The sequence below is a fragment of the Allobosea sp. 05L423 genome (genome assembly GCF_056397745.1).
This window is the reverse complement of the sequence record NZ_JBFTOA010000006.1, coordinates 20,539-39,510: the sequence shown is the minus strand read 5'-3', so window position 1 is coordinate 39,510 and position 18,972 is coordinate 20,539. Positions and strand designations below refer to the sequence as shown.

Here is an 18,972-nt window from a genome sequence, read left to right as displayed (position 1 = left end):
CAAGACGACGAGGGAGAGAATGACGCGGCGCGTGCTGATTGCCGAGTTCATGCATGAGACGAACACCTTCAGTGTTCAGCTCACGGACGAAGCCACTTTCCGGGCGCACGGCGCCTTTCTGGGCAATGAAATCCCCGAGGCCTTCCGCGGCACCCGCACCTCGATGGGGGCTGCCTTCGAGGCTGCCGACAAGTTCGGCTGGAGCCTGACCCATCCGCTGGTGACCGGTGCCAATCCCTCGGGCCGCGTCACCGATGCCGCCTTCGACGTCTTTGCCGGCCACATCGTCAATGCTGCCGATGGCGTCGACGGCGTGCTGCTGCACCTCCACGGCGCGATGGCGACCGAGAGCTCGGATGATGGCGAAGGCGAGTTGCTGGCGCGGCTGCGCAAGCGCGTCGGCCCGGATGTGCCGGTCGTCGCGGTGCTCGACCTGCACGCAACGGTTACGCAGCTCATGGCCGACAACGCCAACGCGTTGATCTCCTACCGCACCTATCCGCATATCGATCAGTATGAGCGGACCTGGCAGGCGGCGGAACTGCTCGAACGCGCAATGAAGGGCGAGATCAGGCCCAAGGTCGCGCTCGCCCGCCGCCCGATCCTCTATGCTCTCGACGGCGGGCGCACCACCTCGCCGCCGTTCCTGGAATTGCTGCGCAGGGGCGATGCGCTGGAAGCCTCCGGCGATGCGCTGGTCGTCAGCGTTCAGGCTGGCTTCTCCTCGGCCGACGTCCACGACATCGGCCCGTCGATCGCGGTCACGGCCGACGATCGCGACAAGGCGCAGGCCGTCGCCGAAGAGCTGATGGACTATGCCTGGGAGCAGCGCCGCTTCTCCTCGATCCATTTCACGCCGCTGGCCGAGGCCATGGCCCGCGCCAAGGCTGGCGAGGCCGACGCCGGAAAGCCCGGCTACAAGCCTGTGGTGATCTCGGATTATTCCGACAATCCCGGCTCCGGCGCCTATGGCGATGCCACCAACCTGCTGCGCGCGGTCCTTGACGCGAAGCTGAAGAATGTCGGCTTCCACGCGATCTGCGACCCCGAAGCGGCGCTCGCGGCACAGGCGGCCGGCGTCGGCAACCGCGTCAGGCTGAAGCTCGGCGGCAAGGTCGATCCCAGCATGGGCGGCGGCCCGCTCGATCTCGACGCCCATGTCGTCGCGCTGACCGACGGATACTTCATGTGCTACGGCCCTATGGCCGGCGGCGTCTGGCGCAATTACGGGCTCTCGGCCCTGCTGCGCGTCGACGATGTCGAGATCATCGTCATCACCCATAACGGCCAAGCGACCGATCTCGCCCAGTTCACCTCGCTCGGTGTCGATCCGACACGGAAATCGACAGTGATCGTCAAGTCGATGCAGCACTTCCGCGCCGCCTTCGAGCCGATCGCGCGCGAGGTGCTGGAAGTCGATACCGGCGCGATCTCGACGCGCAATTTCAAGGAGCGGCCCTACCGCAAGGTGCGCCGGCCGATCTTCCCCCTCGACGACATCTGAAGCCCGGCCGCAAAGCGCCGGCGAAGACAGTAAATGCAGGAGAAAACCATGGCGGTTCATGCCGATATCGTGCTGCGCAACGGGCCGATCTGGTGCGGGCGCGAGGACGGCGTCGTCGAGGCGCTGGCGATCTGGCAGGGCCGGGTGCTCGCGGCCGGCAGCGATGGCGAGATCGCACCGCTCGTCGGGCCGAAGACGCGGATAATCGATCTGAAGGGCCGTCTGGCGACACCGGGTCTCAACGATTCGCACCTGCATCTCGTCTCGCTCGGCATGACCATGGGCTGGGTCGATTCCAAGCCCGAGGCCGCGCCGACGCTGGAGGCGCTGCTCGCCGCGATCTCGGCCCGGGCTGCGACGCTGAAGCCCGGCGAGTGGGTTCTCTCCCGCGGCTACGACCAGACCAAGCTTGACACCGGCCGCCATCCCTATCGCGAGGAGCTCGATCGCGCCGCGCCGAACAATCCGGTGATGCTGGTCCGCACCTGCGGCCATATCGCGATCTGCAACTCGGAGGCCCTTCGTCTCGGCGGCATCGACGAGAAGTCGCCGACGCCGCAGGGCGGCCTGATCGAGCAGCAGAACGGCCGCCTGACCGGCCTGCTTGCCGAGAACGCCCGCGCCCCGGTGCAGGCCGCGATCCCTGCTGCCACCGAGGAGGATATCATCGCCGGCATCGAGCGCGGCGGCCGCTACCTGCTCTCGCTCGGCATCACCAGCTGCATGGACGCTGCGGTCGGCCAGAAGGGCGGCTTCGGCGAGATTGCCGCGTATCACCGCGCCAAGCGCGACGGGCGCCTGCCGGTGCGCACCTGGCTGACCTTGCTCGGCGACGACGGCCGCTCGATCGTGCCGCAGTGCTACGACGCGGGGCTGATCTCGGGCACCGGCGATGACATGCTGATGATCGGTGCCGTGAAGCTCTTCCTCGACGGTTCGGCCGGCGGGCGCACCGCCTGGATGACCGAGCCCTATCTCGGCGAGGACAAGACCACCGGCGTCTGGATGTGGGAGGATGCCGAGCTCGAACGCATGGTGCTCGACGCTCACAAGAAGGGCTATCAGCTCGCCTGCCACGCCATTGGCGACGCTGCGATCGAACAGCTCATCACGGCCTATGAAAAGGCGCTCGCGGCCCATCCCGATCCGGATCGCCGTCATCGCATCGAGCATTGCGGCTTCTCGACCCCGGCCCAGCACGAGCGCATGGTCAAGGCCGGGATCTATCCCTGCCCGCAGCAGGTCTTCATCCATGATTTCGGCGATGCCTACGTCAAGGTGCTCGGCCCGGAGCGCGCGCTGCCGAGCTACCCCTTCCGCACCTGGTTCGACCTCGGTCTGAAGCCGGCGACGGGCAGCGACGCGCCGGTCTGCGACCCCAACCCCTTCCCGAACTTCCACACCATGCTGACCCGCCAGACCTGGAAGGGCACGGTGATGGACGAAGGCCAGCGCGTCTCGATCGAGGAGGCCCTGCAGGCCTACACCGAATACGGCGCCTTCTCTCAGAAGCAGGAAGCCGTGAAGGGGCGGCTCGCCCCCGGCTTCCTCGCCGACGTTGCGGTGTTCTCGCGCAATCTGCTTGCGGCCGATCCGGCGGATATCCTCAAGGACACGCGCTGCGATCTCACCATTCTGGGCGGCGAGGTCGTCTACGAGCGGGCGTGAGGCCGGCTTCGACCGCGCAGGGGAAGACAAGCGCGGCAAAGCCATTATGGTTCCACTTGGAAGCAAACAACTCCGGATCAGCCGGAGCCGATGAGAAAAAAACGGGAGGAATAATCGTGTTGTTGAAGAAATTTGCCTTTGCCACCGCGCTGACGCTGGCGGCTTTTGCAGTGCAGGCGCAAGCGCAGGCCCAGGAGCCGCGCCGTGGCGGGACGATCCGCTTTACGGCGCCCTATGGCGCATCCTTCGTCAGCAATGACAGCCATGTCTCGAACCAGATCCAGGACGAGATCTACGGCTATGCGCTGCACAGCATGCTCTACAAATGGGATGCGAAGGCCGGCAAGCCGGCGCTCGACCTCGCCAAGAGCGTGACGGTCTCGCCGGACGGGAAGGTCTACACTTTCAAGCTGCGCGACGATGCGCTCTTCCACAACGGCCGCAAGATGACGGCCGATGACATCATCTGGTCCTATACCCGCCTCATGGACGGGGCGAAGAACTATCCGGGCGCGCGCTACATCGCCCGCATCGTCGGCGCCAGCGATGTCCAGAAGGGCCAGGCCAAGGAGATCTCCGGCCTCAAGAAGATCGACGATTACACGCTCGAAATGACGCTGACGGACAAGGCCGATCCCGGCTATTTCCTGTTCAGCGCGATGACCGCGATCCTTCCGGCCAAGGAAGCGCAGGCTCCCGACTTCTTCAACAAGCCGATCGGCCTCGGCCCGTTCAAGTTCGTCGAGCACGTGCCCGGTTCGCGCATGGCCTTCGAGCGCTGGGACAAATACTACCAGACCGGCAAGCCCTATGCCGACAAGCTCGTCATCTCGCCGATGGGCGAGGCGGCTGCGCGCGACGTCGCCTTCCGCAACAAGGAGATCGACGTCTCGATCCTCGGCTCGACCCAGTACGTCGCCTACAAGGCCGATGCGAACCTCTCGAAGGGCATTCTCGAGGTCGCCGAGGTCTTCACCCGCAACATGGGCATGAATCCGAGCTTCAAGCCCTTCTCCGACAAGCGGGTGCGCCAGGCGATCAACCACGCCATCGACAGCGACCTGATCATCAAGCGCCTGGTCCGTGACAAGGCCTATCGCGCCGCGGGCTGGCTGCCGCTGTCCTCGCCGGTCTTCGACAAGGACGCCAAGCCCTACGCCTACGATCCCGAAAAGGCCAAGAAGTTGCTGACCGAGGCCGGCTATCCCGACGGCTTCGAGTTCGAATGGACCGCGACGCCGAACGAGAGCTGGGGCATTCCGATCGTCGAGGCAACGATCCCGATGCTCGCCAAGGTCGGCATCAAGGTGAAGGTCAAGCCGGTCGAAACCTCGGCCCTGGGCGGTGTCGTCGTGGGCGGCGACTTCCAGGCCTTCATCTGGTCGAACACCTCCGGCCCGGACTCGCTGACGGCGCTGAAGTGCTTCCACTCCGCGACGCCGCGCTCGTCCTGCAACTACACCACCTTCAAGAACGCGGCCTATGACAAGCTGATCGACGACGCCTCGGCCGAGAACGATCCGGCCAAGCAGCTGGAGCTGCTGAAGAAGGCCAATGCCATGCTGCAGGATGAGGCCCCGGTCTGGTTCTTCAACTACAACAAGGCGGTCATGGCCTATCAGCCCTGGCTGCACGGCCTCCAGCCGAACGCGACTGAGCTCGCACTGCAGCGCTACGAGGACCTCTGGGTCGACGCTTCCTCGCCGGCGGCGAAGTAAGCGGTGTCTGCCTTCTCCATCTGGGCCTGGAGCCCAGATGGAGGGACCGCCCCGGTCATCCCGGACAAGCCGCGTCAGCGGCGCTGATCCGGGATCCATGCCTGAACCGTTCCGGCATGGATCCCGGGTCTCCGCGTCGCTACGCCCGGGATGACGGCGGAGAATGATCTTTCCGATAGCGGCACGTTGATCGCCGCAATCAGGGGTTCGCCATGTTGCCATATATCGCGCGTCGCCTGCTTCAGGCGATCCCGATCCTGCTTGCGGTCGCGGCGCTGATCTTCGTGCTGTTCAGCGTCATCCCAGGCAATTTCGCCACCAGCCAGATGGCTGACGGGCGCAGCAATATCGACGCCGAAACCATCGCGCGCATGAACGAGCAGTTCGGTCTCAACGACCCGCTGCCGCTGCGCTTCGCGAAATATGTCGGCGGCCTCGCCACCTTCGATCTCGGCAATTCCTTTCGCACGCGCCAGCCGGTGATCAACCAGATCGGCGAGCGGCTCTGGCCGAGCCTTCAGCTCGCGCTCGGGGCCATGCTCTTCGCCATCGTCATCGGCGTACCGCTCGGTTTCCTCGCGGCGCTGAAGCCGGGGAGCTGGGTCGACATGCTCTCGATGGTCTTCGCCGTCTCCGGCCTGTCGCTGCCGATGTTCTGGCTCGGCCTGCTGCTGATGTACGGCTTCGCGCTGACGCTCGGCTGGTTCCCGAGCTTCGGCTATGGCGACGGCGATCCGCGCTACATCGTGCTGCCGGCGATCGCGCTCGGCGTCTCGCCGCTTGCGTTGTTGGCGCGCACGACGCGCGCAGCGGTGCTCGAAGTCATGCACGCCGATTTCGTCCGCACCGCCCGCGCCAAGGGCGCGGGTTCCTACCGCGTCATGCGCTGGCATGTCGCGCGCAACGCGCTCGTCATCGTGCTGACCACGCTCGGCCTGCAGTTCGGCTCGGTGCTTGGCCAGGCGGTCGTCGTCGAAAAGCTCTTCGCCTGGCCTGGCCTGGGTTCGCTGTTGGTCGACAGCGTGACCTGGCGCGACATCCCCGTCGTGCAGGGTTGCATCCTGACGATCGTGCTCTTCTTCCTCGTCGTGAACATCGCCGTCGACGTGCTCTGCGCCGTCGTCGATCCGCGCATCAAGTACAGCTAGGCCTTCCCATGAAATTTCGTGCCAATCTCTGGATCGGGGGGGCCTGCTTCGCGCTCGTCGTGGCTGGCGGTGTCTTCGCGCCCTGGTTTGCCCACACCGATCCCGTCATGGACGCCAACCTGATGAACGCCGAGATCCCGCCGGGATCGGAGTTCTGGTTCGGCACCGATGCGCAGGGGCGCGACATCTACAGCCGCGTGCTCTACGGCGCCCGCATCTCGCTGACGGTCGGCATCGTCTCGCAGCTCATCAACACGGTGATCGGCGTCGCGCTCGGCCTCTCCGCCGCCTATTGGGGCGGCTGGTGGGACGATTTTGTCAACGGCCTCACCAACATGATGCTCGCCATTCCCTCGCTGATATTCGCGCTGGCGATCATGGCGATCCTCAACCCCGGCCTCACCAGCCTGCTGATCGCGCTGGGCCTCACCAATTGGTCCTTCACCTGCCGGTTGACCCGGGCCGCGACGCTTTCGGTGAGGCAGCTGGGTTATGTCGAGGCCGCCCGCTCGCTCGGCTACGGCACCTTCCGCATCATGCTGACGCAGATCCTGCCCAACATCGCCGGCCCGATCATCGTCATCGGCACACTCGGCATGGGCGGTGCCGTGCTGGCGGAGGCCTCGCTCTCCTTCCTCGGCCTGGGAATCCGCCCGCCCTTCCCAAGCTGGGGCAGCATGCTCTCGGATGCGCGCGACCAGATCTCGACTGCGCCCTGGATCTCGATCTTTCCGGGTCTCGCGATTTTCCTGACCGTGCTCGGCCTCAACCTGCTAGGTGACGGGCTGCGCGATATCCTCGATCCGCATTCGCAGCTTCGCAAAGCCTGACAGTAGACCGATGACGACCCAGCACCTGATCGATCCTCCGCTCGAAACCATCCGCTTCCACGGGCTGAAGGCGGGGCCGAAGCTCCTCGTCCTCGGCGCCGTCCATGGCAACGAGACCTGCGGGCCCAATGCCATCGCCCGCGTGATCGAGGATTGCCGGGCTGGTCGCGTCGCGATCCAGCGCGGCGAGGTCACCTTCCTGCCCGTCGCCAATCCCAAGGCCTATCGGCAGAACACCCGAGAGGGAGACCGCAACCTCAACCGCGACCTGCGCGAGCGGCCGCAACCGAGCGACAACGAGGACCGGATCGGCAACCGCCTCTCCGCGATCCTGCGCCAGCACGACATGCTGCTCGACGTCCATTCCTTCACCGGGGAGGGCGTGCCCTTCGTCTTCTTCGGGCCGGACGACAACCGCGGCGAGCTCGAGCCCTTCCGCCATGGCCCGGCCGAAGCCGCCTTCGCCGCCAGCCTCGGCGTCGACCTGATGATCCATGGCTGGCTCGACATCTATGTCCGGCTGATCGCGGCACGGGAACGGCTGAACCTGCCGCGCCTCGCCGTCACCGAGGGCTTCGGCACGACCGAGTTCATGCGCTTCGCCGGCGGCTATGGCGTGACGCTCGAATGCGGTCGCCACGACGACCCGGCTTCCGTCGATGTCGGCTACAAGGCGATCCGCAATGCGCTCGCCCATGTCGGTTTGACCGAAGAAGCGCCGCCGGCTCCGGCCGAGCGCGTCGTCGTCCATATGGACGATCTGGTGATCTGCGAAGCCGAGGGCGACCGCGTCGAAGGCTCGTGGAAGACCGGCGACCGCGTCGCCAAGGGAACGCCGATTGCCCGCCGCGCCGACGGCACCGTCGTCACGATGCCGCGCGACGGCTTCATCATCTTCCCCAACCCCAAGGCCAAGCCCGGCGAGGGCATCTGCTATCTCGGCAGCGAGAGCCACCGCCGGCCCTGAAGCCGGGGGGCCTCGCGATCAGGGCACGGCGCCACGCTTGTTGCCGAAGCCGGGGATGTAGCAGCTGCAGCCGGTGCCCGAAGGCAGTGGCGGCGTGGGGCAATCGCCGCGGCTGGTGACGCAGATGTTGTTGTAGCGCTGCCGATAGCGCGGCCGGTCATAGCCATAGCCATAGGGCGGCGGAGGCGGCCGGTCGTACCCGTAAGGCGGCGGCGGAGGACGGTAGGGGTCGTAATACTGCGCGCCTGCTGGAATGGCCGACAGCAGCATAGCTCCGGCGAAAGCCGATAGAGCGAGCCTGTGGCGAGTCATGGTCTTCCCTTTCCGCAATCTCGCCGTGACCGAGAGGCGGCGAGACGAGCTTGGGCAATTTTAGCTGGAGCGCGATGAACAAAAGCTGAGCCAGCGGTTCCGAAGCCGCGATTGGTAAAATGCCCTGCATCGGGCTGAGGGAATTTTAGGCCCGCGCGCGTAGGGCATGATGCCATGCATCTGTTGATGAGGCCCCGCAGGCGAGCAAGGCGGTTGCCCGCCGAGATCGAGATCGAGATCATCTCGAGTCTCTTCGCAGCCTTGCCGCAGATTCTGTGCATCGCGGCTGGCCTGATCATCGGCTCCGCGATCATGGCCGTACAGACCGGCGAGCCGATCTTCTGGTGGATCACCGGCGCGGGCGTGATCACGACGATCGCACGCGTCATCAACATCGTCGGATTCAAGCGCCGCGATCCGGCCCGCAGGCTGACTCTGGAAGAGGCGCGGGCCTGGGAGAAGGGGTATGCCTATACGGCCTTCGCCTTCACCGGCGTGATCGCGACCTTGACGGTCGGCGCGGCCTATCTCGGCCATACCGGCGGCTTCGTGCTCAGCCTTGGCCTCAACATGGCGCTGACGGCCGGCTCCTATCTGCGGACGCTGCGCTACTGGATTTGTGCCGGGCTTTCCTCACTCGCCATCGGCGCGCAGATCGCTGCCTTCCTGCTCTCGGGCGATGCGCTGTATCAGGCGCTCAGCGTCCTGCTCGGGGTCTATCTGTACTCGATCTTCGAGAGCTCGGATCACATCATCGGCCAATTCGAGGAACTGATGATGGTGCGGCGGGAACTCGATTTCGCCGCGAGCCATGATTCGCTCACCGGCCTCGCCAATCGCCGAGGTCTCGATCGAGCCCTCGATGACGCCTGCGCGAAGGAGGAGGCCCTCGGCCTTCTCCTGCTCGATCTGGACGGCTTCAAGCAGGTCAACGACCGGCACGGCCATCATGGCGGCGACGATCTGCTCAAGCAGGTGGCAGGGCGATTGCAGGGCGTCATACGCCCCGGCGATGTTGTGGCCCGTCTCGGCGGCGACGAGTTCGCCATCGTGGTCCGGGAAACCGACGATATCGCGGTGCTCTCTGATGTGGCGGACCGGGCCCTGGCCGTTCTGCAGGCCCCGTTCATCGTGCTGGGGCAGCTCGTGTCGGTGGGTGCCAGCGTCGGCGTCTCGGTCAAGCCGGCGCTTGATTCGGAGCGCTGGACGGCCGAGACCCTGAAGCGCGCGGCAGATCAGGCCCTCTACGGCGCCAAACGCGCAGGCAAGGGCCGCAGCATGATCGCTGCCTTGGACGACGTCGCCTGACGCACCACGCGGGCGACGGCATCAGTTCGGCTCGATCGCGATCAGGAGCTCGCCCGCCGCTGCCGTCGCGCCCTGCTTGGCCGCAACCCGCGTCACGATGCCGGTCGCCGGGCTCTTCAGGTCCATGAAAAGCTTCATCGATTCCAGCACTGCGACGACCTGTCCGGCAGCGACGCTATCGCCTTCTTGGACATGAATGGCGGCGACGGTGCCCGGCATAGCCGCCCGCACTGCGTCGCCGGAGCCGCCCGCGGCTTCGCGCGCCGCCGCCTCCGCTGCGACCGCAAGCGCGATCTCGATCCGCCCCTCGAACGTGCCCCAGCGCAGATGGACTCCGGTCTTGTCGCGCACCGCATCGACCGTCAGGCGCCGGCCGTCGAGCATCGCCCGCCACCGCGTCGGGTCGGCTCCTGCTGTGACCGAGACCTCGGTTTCTTCGCCTTCGGCCATGACGTGGAAAGCGCCACCTCGGCTTTCGACCCTGATCCGGCTGGTCTGGCCCGCATGTCTGAGGGTGAGATGGCTCTCCGCGGGCTTGCCCGCCGTCCCCAGCAGCCGGAAATCGGTCAGCGCCCCCCAGGGCCCCGCCGCGATCGGCTTGGTCCCGGCGAGCCAGATCGCTGCCGCGAGAGCATCGCGCTCCCGCGCAGTGCCGGCGGGCAGCCGCCAGCCGGCAGGCCAGGTCTCGCCGATGAACAACGTTGTGGCCTCGCCACGCGCGAACACCGGCTGTCTCAGCGCATCGACGAGGAAGGGCCGGATCGTCGCCGGGCCGAATACCGTCATGCGCTCCAAGCCATCGGCGAGGCGCCGCCGCGCAGCCTCCCGGTCGGGGCCATGGGCGATGACCTTGGCGAGCATGGAATCGTAGAAGGGCGAGACGGTGCTGCCGGTTTCGACGCCGCTGTCTACGCGCAGCCCCTCCGGCTCGCGCCAGAGCGTGATCGTGCCGGTGTCGGGCTGGAAGCCTTCTTCGGCCCGCTCCGCCGTCAGCCGTGCCTCGATGGCGTGGCCGATGCAGGCGATCTCCTCCTGGCGGCGCGGCAGCGTCTCGCCGGCGGCGATGCGGATCTGCCATTCGACCAGATCGAGCCCCGTGATCGCTTCCGTCACGGGATGCTCGACCTGCAGGCGCGTGTTCATCTCGAGGAAGAACACTTCCTGCGTCGTTGCGTCGACAAGGAATTCGACGGTGCCGAGATTGTCGTAGGCGATGGCGCGGGCGAGCTTCAGCGCATGCGCATGCAGCGCGGCGCGGACCTCCGGCTTGAGATTGGGGGCAGGGGCTTCTTCCAGCAACTTCTGGTTTGAGCGCTGCACCGAGCAGTCGCGCTCGAAGAGGTGAACGATGTCGCCGTGCCTGTCGCCGGCGACCTGCACCTCGACATGGCGCGGCCGCGTCACGAATTTCTCGATCAGCAAGCGCCCATCCCCGAAGGCGGCTTCGGCCTCGCGGCTGGCGGTCGCGATGGCGGCGTCGAGATCGGCTTCGATCTCAACCTTGCGGATGCCCTTGCCGCCGCCGCCGGCCGAGGCCTTGACCATGACGGGCAGACCGATGCGCAGCGCCGCGCGCTTCAGCGTCGCGGGTGCCTGATCGGCGCCGTCATAGCCGGGCACGCCGGGAACCCCGGCCTCCCGCGCGATCTGCTTGGAGCGGATCTTGTCGCCCATTGCCTCGATGGCTTGGGCGGAGGGACCGACGAAGGTGATGCCGTTCGCCTCGCAGGCGGCGATCAGATCCAGCCGTTCCGACAGGAAGCCATAACCCGGATGGATCGCCTGTGCGCCGGTCTTGAGCGCGGCGTCGATGATGCGGTCGGCGCGCAGATAGGAATCGCGCGCCGGGGCGGGGCCAATATGCACGGCCGTGTCGGCGAGCCGGACATGCAGGGCGTCTCTGTCGGCCTCGGAATGGACCGCGACGGTGCGGATGCCGAGCTTGCGGCAGGTGCGGATGATGCGGCAGGCGATCTCGCCGCGATTGGCGATGAGGAGGGTGTCGAACATGGCGCCGCTCACATCCGGTAGACCGGCCGCGGGCCGGTATCGCGCGTCTCGCCCGCTGAAAGGGCGAGGCAAAGGCCCAGCACGTCGCGCGTCTGCTGGGGCTCGATGATGCCGTCGTCCCAGAGCCGGGCCGTGGCGTAATAGGGGTCGCTCTGCTCCTCGAACTGGGCGCGGGTGCGCTTGTCGAGCTCGGCGATGGCCGCTTCGTCGCCCGAACCCCTGAGCGATTGCCGGCGCAGCTCCGTCACCACGGTAGCCGCGACCTCCGGGCTCATCGTCGCGATCCGGGCATTCGGCCAGGAGAACAGGAAGCGTGGCCGGAAGCCGCGCCCGCACATGCCGTAATTGCCCGCGCCATACGATCCGCCGATCAGCACGGTGTATTTCGGCACGCGCGCATTCGAGACGGCATAGACGAGCTTGGCCGAATGCTTGGCGATGCCGCCGCGCTCGGCCTCCGTGCCGACCATGAAGCCGGTGATATTCTGCAGGAAGAGCAGCGGAATCTGGCGCTGGTCGCAGAGCTCGATGAAATGCGCGCCCTTGATGGCGCTTTCCGAGAACAGCACCCCGTTATTGGCGAGAATCCCCACGGGATAGCCGTGGATATGGGCGAAGCCGGTGACGAGCGTCGCGCCGTAATCCGGCTTGAAGGCGCTGAAGGCGCTGTCGTCGGCCACGCGTGCGATGACCTCCCGCACGTCATAAGGTCGGCGCAGATCGGTCGGGACGATATCGACGAGTTCGGCCGGGTCGAGCTTTGGCGCTGCGGGTGCTTGCGGCGGCGGCGCGACCCGGCCGATTTCGCCGAGCGCGCCGACGATCTCGCGCAGCTTGGCGAGCCCCTCCATCTCGGTTTCGAAGAGGTGGTCGCTGACGCCGGAGACCAGCGTATGCATTTCCGCCCCGCCCAGCGTCTCGCCATCGACGATCTCGTGGATCGCCGCCTTCACGATCGGCGGGCCGCCGAGATGGATGCGCCCCGTCCCCTTCACCATGATCACCTGGTCGGAAAGCGCCGGGATATAGGCGCCGCCCGCCGTCGCGCCGCCGAAGACGATCGAGATCTGCGGAATGCCCGCGGCCGACATCCGGCACTGGTTGTAGAAGGAGCCGCCGAAATGGTCGCGGTCCGGGAAGACGCGGTCCTGTTCCGGCAGGAAGGCGCCGCCGCAATCGACGAGGTAGAGGCAGGGCAGCCGGTGCTCCTCGGCGATCTCCTGTGCCCGCAGATGCTTGCGAACGGTTTCGGCGAAGAAGGAGCCGCCCTTCACCGTGGCGTCGTTGGCGATCAGCATGCAGGCGCGGCCCTGCACGATGCCGATGCCGGTGACGATGCCGGCGCCCGGCACCTCGTTGCCGTAGAGTTCCCAGGCTGCAAGCGGTGACAGTTCGAGGAAGGGCGTCTGCGGATCGAGGAGGAGATCGATGCGCTCGCGCACCATGATCTTGCCGCGCGATTCATGCCGGGCGCGCAGCTTCTCGCCGCCGCCTTGCGCGATGAGGCCGTGGCGCTGGCGCAGCGTCTCCAGCATGGCGGAGAGCGGGGGAGGGGCGGTGACCGCTGAAGAGGTTGCTTCCGACATGCCGACTCCCGCTGGCCGTCATCCCGGGCGGAGCGACGCGGAGACCCGGGATCCATGCCTGAACGGTTCCGGCATGGATCCCGGATCGGCGCCGCTGACGCGGCTTGTCCGGGATGACCTGTTCTCCTTAGGCAAATGACGGAACTTGATCTCGCCGTAACATTCACCTACCGTCCGGTAGGTAGTCAGATCGCGGCGCCGCGGTCAAGCAGGGAGAAAGCCATGTCGGCCGTCGAGACGCTTGCAGGCGAGGGCGCGCGTCGCTCGCCCTATTTCACCGAGGAGCATGAGGCGCTGCGCGATCAGGTTCGCCGCTTCGTCGAGACCGAGATCAAGCCGCACGCCCTGAAATGGGAGGAGGACGGATTCGTCCCGCGCGCGGTGCTGCGCCGGATGGGCGAGCTCGGCTTCTTCGGTATTCGTTATCCGGCCGAATATGGCGGCTCGGAGATGGATACGCTCGCGACCGTCGTGCTGGCGGAGGAACTCGGCCGCTCGACCTTCTCGGGTGTTGCCATCACCGCGCTGGTCCACACCGACATGGCCTCGGTCCATATCGCCAATGCCGGCAGCAAGGCGCAGAAGGACCGGTATCTGCCGGCCATCATCGCCGGCGAGAAGATCGTCGCGGTCGCCGTGACCGAGCCCGATGCCGGCTCGGACGTGAAGGGCATCCGTACCACGGCGCGGCGCGAGGGCGACCATTACGTCCTCAACGGCGCCAAGATGTTCATCACCAACGGCGTCTACGCCGATCTCTACTGCGTTGCCGCCAAGACCGATCCGGCGGCCAAGCCCTCGCAATCGGTCTCGATCTTCCTCGTCGAGAAGGGCACGCCCGGCTTCTCGGTCTCCCGCGCGCTCGACAAGCATGGCTGGCGCTCGTCCGATACTGCCGAGCTTTCCTTCGTCGATTGTCGCGTGCCGGCCGAAAACCTGCTTGGGCAGGAGGGCCGTGGCTTCTACGCGATCATGAGCAATTTCCAGAACGAGCGCACCGTGATCGGCGCGATGGCGATCGGGGAGTCGCAGGCCGCCATCGACCTGACGCTGGACTATGTGAAGACGCGAAAAGCCTTCGGCGCGCCGCTCTGGGAGAAGCAGGCGATCCGCCAGCGGCTTGCCGAGCTTGCGGGCAAGGTCGAGGCCGGCCGCCAACTCGTCTATCACGCTGCCTGGCTCGATGCGCAGGGCTTCGACGCCACCCGCGAGGTCTCGATGGTCAAGGCCTACTGCGGCGAGCTGGTCAACGAAGTCATGTATGACTGCCTGCAGTTCCATGGTGGCATGGGCTACATGCGCGAAAGCGCGATCGAGCGCATGACCCGCGACGCTCGCGTCCAGTCCATCGGCGGCGGCGCCACCGAGGTGATGCTCGAAGAGGTGGCGAAGCGGCTGTGATGCTGTTGCGCGCCCCTTCAGCCGTCATGCTCGGGATTGACCCGAGCATCTCATGCCAGAGATTCTCGGGTCTGCGCCTCGCTTCGCCCGAGAATGACGCGGGCTCCTGCGCATGACTGTCGCCGCCGACCGCAGCCCGCGCGACACCGAGAACAGCTCGCGCCGCCTGATCCTCGACCATGCCGCGCGGCTGCTGCGTAGCGGCGGCTACCATCAGACCACGCTGCGCGAGATCGCCGAGGCCGTCGGCATCCGCAAGGCGAGCCTCTACTACCACTTCGCCTCGAAGGAGGAGATCGTCGAGGCGGTCGTGAACGACGGCGTCCGCTTCGTGCATGAGGGCGTCGTTGCCGCGCTCGCCGCAACGGAAGGGGCGCTGCCGCGTGAGCGGCTGGAGGCGGCGATCCGGGGCCATCTCGCGGCGCTGCACGGCCATGGCGACTACACCTCTGCTAGCATCAAGGTCTTCAACTTTGGCGCGGCTCCGGTGCCGGAAAGCGTGCGTGCCGTGCGACGCGCCTATGAGGAGGTCTGGCGCCGGCTGATCGCGGAGCTGCAGCAGGCTGGCGCGCTGCCGGCGGAGCGCTCGCCGGACGTGCTGCGCCTCTTCCTGCTCGGCGCGCTCAATGGCTCGACCGATTGGTACAGACCCGAACGCTTCGAGATCGATGCGCTGGCGCGCGAGTTCGCGGCGCTTCTCTCGCCATGATGCGCCGGTCGCTCCGCCCTCCGCGCAAGGGCGGACGGCGTCGGCGTAGCTGACCGCTGCCGCAGCCGTTGCTAGCATCCGCCTGCGGGGCCGCGATCGCCTCGCTGCCCCACGAGGACGATGAGCCTGATGCGCGCCTTCTATCATTCCGACCAAGCCCTCCACGACCCGCAGCAATACATGCGCTTCGGCAAGGTCGTGGCGCCCAAGGACCTGCCGGAACGGACGGAGCGCCTGCTCGGTGCCCTGGCGAAGCATGGCATCGCGCCGGAGCGGCCCGCGGCTCACGGCACCGCCCCGGTTCTCGCGATTCACGATGCCGGATTCGTCACGTTTCTCGAAACCGCCTGGGCGCGTTGGCAGGAGTTGCCGGCCGAGCGCGGGCCGGAAGCCTGGCCCAATACCTTCCCCTATTGGAGCGGCCGCCCGGACGAGGATGTCCGCCCGCCCTGCCGCCCGACCGGCTTCATCGGCCAGCTCGGCTGGTATCTCGGGGACCTGTCGGTGCCGGTCGGCGAGCACTGCTGGCATTCGACGCTGCGCTCATCGGAAACCGCGGTTTCCGGTGCCGATGCGATCCTTGCGGGGGAGCGCGCCGTCTACTCGCTGTGCCGCCCCTCGGGCCACCACGCCCGTGCCGACCGTGCCACCGGCTTCTGCTACCTCAACAACACAGCGATTGCCGCTCAGCGTCTGCGCAGCAAGTTCGGCAAGGTCGCGATCCTCGATGTCGATGCCCATCATGGCGACGGCACCCAGCAGATCTTCTATCGCCGCGACGACGTGCTGACGATTTCGGTCCATGCCGACCCGGCGAACTACTATCCCTTCTTCACGGGCTACGCCGATGAGCGCGGCAACGGGCCGGGCGAGGGCTTCAACCTCAACCTGCCTTTGGCGCATGGCGCGGGCGGAGCCGAGATGCAGGCGGCGGTCGATCGCGCCGGCAAGGCGACACGCGATTTCGGCGCCGAGGTGCTGGTCGTCGCGCTCGGATACGACGCCCACAAGGACGACCCGATCGGCGTGCTGAAGCTGGATGCGTCCGATTTCGGCACCATCGGCCGGCAGGTGAAGGCGTTCGGCCTGCCGACGCTCGTGGTGCAGGAGGGCGGCTATGCGATCGAGGCGATCGGCGATTGCCTCGATGCGTTCCTGGGCGGGTTTGTCTGAAGGCGGTGTCGCGCGGGTGCTAGGCGAGGTAGTCGTGCAGCACCCGGCCGAAAGGCAGCGTGAAATCGACGAGCTGGTGACGCGCCCGCACGATTCTCCGCACGGGGAAGTCGGCGACCCGGCAGTTGACATGAGGGATGAGATGCAGCCGCGCCTCTCCCTCCCAGGCGCCATGGACCGTGATGTCCGTGAGATTGTAGCCGACGAGCTGAGCCACCTTCGGTGAGCCATCGACATCGGGCAGCAGCTTCAGGTTGATGTTCAGGCCGGCGATGCCGTCGCGCACCTTGTCGAGCTGATCCTGCAGGCTGCGATGCTTGTAGGTCATCGTGCCCATTGCCACGCGCTCGCCGTCATAGTGCAGCGTGCCGGTCAGGGTGTCCTTCATCACGCTGAGGCGCGGCACGCCGTACTTCTTGGGGAAGCCCCAGATCTCGCGTCCACCGGTGATGGGCGGCTCGTCGTCGAGATACATCTGCACCGAGAAGTTGCAGGGCTCTCCCTTGTAGCTGGCGTAGATGCCGGTCCCGCTCTCCTCATAGGAACCGAAACCGGACGAATCCGGCATCTTCATCCACTCGTAAAAGACGAGGTTGCCGGGTGCCGGCTCGAGCGGCTCGGGCAGCGCGGCGCGGATGATTTCGGGGTCCGTCTCGTAGGTGATGATCAGATATTCCCGCTTGATGAAGCGGTTCGGCGGATGCGGATAGCTGGGGCTGAAGACGGGCATCGACGGCGCCTTGAGGATCTCGTCCCGGTTCATGCTGGTCGCTCCTTCTCGAAATCAGCCGCAACTCTGGCAGGCGTCCTGCGACAGATTGATGGTGACCGGACGAATAGGAAAGCTTCTCCTCACCGCTCGCGCAAAGATTGCCCTCCACCCTGAGAAATGTTCCCCAGGCGGAGGGCGATTTGTCTCGAACGGGCTCTCAGATCGCCGCTTCGATCAGGAACGGCCCCTTCTTGGCCAGCGCCGCCTTGAACAGGCTGGTGAACTCCTCGGCCGTCGTGGCGCGCGCAGCCTCCACGCCCATGCCCTTGGCCATCGACACCCAGTCGAGCGCCGGCTCGTCGATGTTGAGCATCAGCGTCGCGTTGCGGCCGAAGTCGTTGACGCCGACGGCGCGCATCTCGCCATGCAGGATCTGATAGGTCCGGTTGGCGAAGATGACGGTGACGATGTCGAGGTTTTCGCGCGCCTGCGTCCAGAGCCCCTGCACCGTGTACATGCCCGAGCCGTCGGCCTGCATGCCGATGACCTTGCGGTCGGGGCAGGCCACGGCCGCGCCGATGGCCAGCGGGATGCCTTCGCCGATCGCGCCGCCGGTGAGCTGGATGTAGTCGTGCTGCGGCGCGCTGTGGCAGTCGTAGTAGAAGCTCCGGCCCGACGAGACCGACTCATCGCAAACGATGCAGTTCTCCGGCAGCAGCGCCGAGACGATGGCGCAGGCCTTGTCGGCATCGAGCTTGCCGGTCGGCAGAGCAGGCTGCTCCTTGCGCGGCGGGGCGATGTAGGCGGGGGCGGTCTTGGTGGCGCCCATCTCCTCCGCGAGCGCGGTGATCGATGCAGGCAGATCGTCGCCGGGGCTGGCGAGCGTCGCGACCTCGCAGCCGTCATGGATCAGGCGGCCGGGCTTGCCCGGATAGGCGAAGAAGCCGACCGGGGTCTGAGCCCCGACGAGCACGAGGTAATCGACGTCCTTGAGCTGATCGAGCGCCTTGTCGATCGGGTAGAACACCTTGGGCATGGCGACGCGGCCGGCGCCGCGCTGGATGCGCCCGTTCGACATCTGGCTGAAGATCTTGGCGCCGGTCGTTGCGCAGATGCGGGCCGCCATCTCCATCGACTTCTCGCGCAGCGCCAGGCCGGTCAGCATGATCGCCGCACGCGCGCCATGCTTGCGCAGGCCGGCTGCGACCGCGCGGATCGTGGCGGCTTCGACGCTCTTCAGCGCCGGCAGCTCGGTCGGCTTCAGCATGGCGGGCTCGACACTCCCCCAGGCGCAGTCAGCCGGCAGGATCACGGTGGTGACGCCGGGCAGGGTCAGCGAGGCGACATAGGCTTCCCCGATCGCCGGGCCGACATCCTCCGCCGTCGCGATGCGCCGGACGAAATGCGACATCGGATGCGCCAGGCTCTCGATATCGCTGGTCAGCGGCGCGTCATGGACGAGGTGGTAGGTGGCGTGGTCGCCGACGACGTTGATCATCGGCGTGCGGGCGCGCCGGGCGTTGTGCATGTTGGCAAGCGCGTTCGCCATGCCCGGCCCGCAATGCAGCAGCGTCGCTGCCGGCTTGTCGGCCATGCGGGCATAGCCGTCGGCGGCACCGGTCACCACGCCCTCGAACAGGCCGAGCACGCAGCGCATCTGCGGCTTGCGGTCGAGGGCTGCGACGAAATGCATTTCGGAGGTGCCGGGATTGGCGAAGCAGGTATCGACGCCGTTGATCAGAAGCGTGTCGCAAAGGCGGTCGGCGCCGTTCATTGGGAAACCTCGACTCGAAAGAAGGCGCCCTTGCGCCGGCGGGCGCAGGGGAGGAAATTCCTCCCGCCCTGTCAAACAAGAGAATGTCATCGCTTTCCCAAGCGACAGTGATCGGCCGCTTGACGGATTTGCATATGTATTCAACCTGCTTC

The 18,972-nt window shown here is 66.6% G+C and carries 15 protein-coding genes; 10 read left to right on the top strand and 5 right to left on the bottom strand.

Annotated elements, in window-relative coordinates:
* Nucleotides 1-19: 19 nt before the first annotated feature.
* From AC1DNE_RS16180 to AC1DNE_RS16155, 6 genes are all read left to right on the top strand, one after another.
* Nucleotides 20-1,504 (top strand): M81 family metallopeptidase, encoded by a 1,485-nt coding sequence (locus AC1DNE_RS16180; protein ID WP_441471387.1) that lies wholly within the window; start codon nt 20-22, stop codon nt 1,502-1,504.
* Nucleotides 1,505-1,552: 48 nt separating this feature from the next.
* A complete protein-coding gene (locus tag AC1DNE_RS16175; protein WP_441471386.1) occupies nt 1,553-3,172 on the top strand; it encodes an amidohydrolase in 1,620 nt (539 codons plus the stop codon).
* Between the two features lie 122 nt (nt 3,173-3,294).
* Nucleotides 3,295-4,890, top strand: coding sequence for an ABC transporter substrate-binding protein (locus AC1DNE_RS16170; RefSeq protein ID WP_476803965.1), 1,596 nt, complete (start codon nt 3,295-3,297; stop codon nt 4,888-4,890).
* A 212-nt stretch (nt 4,891-5,102) separates the two neighbouring features.
* Complete coding sequence (locus tag AC1DNE_RS16165) at nt 5,103-6,038, top strand: ABC transporter permease (RefSeq protein ID WP_441471385.1); 936 nt, start codon at nt 5,103-5,105, stop codon at nt 6,036-6,038.
* 8 nt (nt 6,039-6,046) lie between these two features.
* The gene (locus AC1DNE_RS16160) at nt 6,047-6,868 is read left to right on the top strand and encodes an ABC transporter permease (RefSeq protein WP_441471384.1); all 822 of its coding nucleotides are present in this window, start codon (nt 6,047-6,049) and stop codon (nt 6,866-6,868) included.
* A 10-nt stretch (nt 6,869-6,878) separates the two neighbouring features.
* Nucleotides 6,879-7,835 carry a succinylglutamate desuccinylase/aspartoacylase family protein gene (locus AC1DNE_RS16155; protein WP_441471383.1) on the top strand — a complete coding sequence of 319 codons (957 nt, stop codon included), beginning with the start codon at nt 6,879-6,881 and terminating at the stop codon, nt 7,833-7,835.
* An 18-nt stretch (nt 7,836-7,853) separates the two neighbouring features.
* Here the strand turns inward: AC1DNE_RS16155 and AC1DNE_RS16150 are convergent, their stop codons facing one another.
* A complete protein-coding gene (locus tag AC1DNE_RS16150; protein ID WP_441471382.1) occupies nt 7,854-8,147 on the bottom strand; it encodes a hypothetical protein in 294 nt (97 codons plus the stop codon).
* 213 nt (nt 8,148-8,360) lie between these two features.
* On the opposite strand from AC1DNE_RS16150, the gene AC1DNE_RS16145 reads away from it, so the two are divergent.
* The gene (locus AC1DNE_RS16145) at nt 8,361-9,455 is read left to right on the top strand and encodes a diguanylate cyclase domain-containing protein (protein ID WP_441471381.1); all 1,095 of its coding nucleotides are present in this window, start codon (nt 8,361-8,363) and stop codon (nt 9,453-9,455) included.
* 21 nt (nt 9,456-9,476) lie between these two features.
* On the opposite strand, the gene AC1DNE_RS16140 is transcribed toward AC1DNE_RS16145, so the two are convergent.
* Nucleotides 9,477-11,465 carry an acetyl/propionyl/methylcrotonyl-CoA carboxylase subunit alpha gene (locus tag AC1DNE_RS16140; RefSeq protein WP_441471380.1) on the bottom strand — a complete coding sequence of 663 codons (1,989 nt, stop codon included), beginning with the start codon at nt 11,463-11,465 and terminating at the stop codon, nt 9,477-9,479.
* An 8-nt stretch (nt 11,466-11,473) separates the two neighbouring features.
* Nucleotides 11,474-13,051, bottom strand: a complete 1,578-nt coding sequence (locus AC1DNE_RS16135) for an acyl-CoA carboxylase subunit beta (RefSeq protein WP_441471379.1) — start codon at nt 13,049-13,051, stop codon at nt 11,474-11,476.
* 222 nt (nt 13,052-13,273) lie between these two features.
* Here AC1DNE_RS16135 and AC1DNE_RS16130 point away from each other — a divergent pair, with 222 nt between their 5' ends.
* From AC1DNE_RS16130 to AC1DNE_RS16120, 3 genes are all read left to right on the top strand, one after another.
* Nucleotides 13,274-14,452, top strand: coding sequence for an acyl-CoA dehydrogenase family protein (locus AC1DNE_RS16130; protein WP_441471378.1), 1,179 nt, complete (start codon nt 13,274-13,276; stop codon nt 14,450-14,452).
* 112 nt (nt 14,453-14,564) lie between these two features.
* Nucleotides 14,565-15,161, top strand: coding sequence for a TetR/AcrR family transcriptional regulator (locus AC1DNE_RS16125; RefSeq protein WP_441471377.1), 597 nt, complete (start codon nt 14,565-14,567; stop codon nt 15,159-15,161).
* A gap of 120 nt (nt 15,162-15,281) precedes the next feature.
* Nucleotides 15,282-16,334 (top strand): histone deacetylase family protein, encoded by a 1,053-nt coding sequence (locus AC1DNE_RS16120; RefSeq protein WP_476841121.1) that lies wholly within the window; start codon nt 15,282-15,284, stop codon nt 16,332-16,334.
* 19 nt (nt 16,335-16,353) lie between these two features.
* Here AC1DNE_RS16120 and AC1DNE_RS16115 read toward each other — a convergent pair whose 3' ends face one another.
* Together AC1DNE_RS16115 and AC1DNE_RS16110 are read right to left on the bottom strand one after the other, a co-directional pair.
* Nucleotides 16,354-17,097: an acetoacetate decarboxylase gene (locus tag AC1DNE_RS16115; protein ID WP_441471375.1), complete on the bottom strand. Its 744-nt coding sequence runs from the start codon at nt 17,095-17,097 to the stop codon at nt 16,354-16,356.
* A gap of 166 nt (nt 17,098-17,263) precedes the next feature.
* Nucleotides 17,264-18,820, bottom strand: a complete 1,557-nt coding sequence (locus AC1DNE_RS16110; protein ID WP_441471374.1) for an acetolactate synthase large subunit — start codon at nt 18,818-18,820, stop codon at nt 17,264-17,266.
* Between the last annotated feature and the right edge of the window lie 152 nt (nt 18,821-18,972).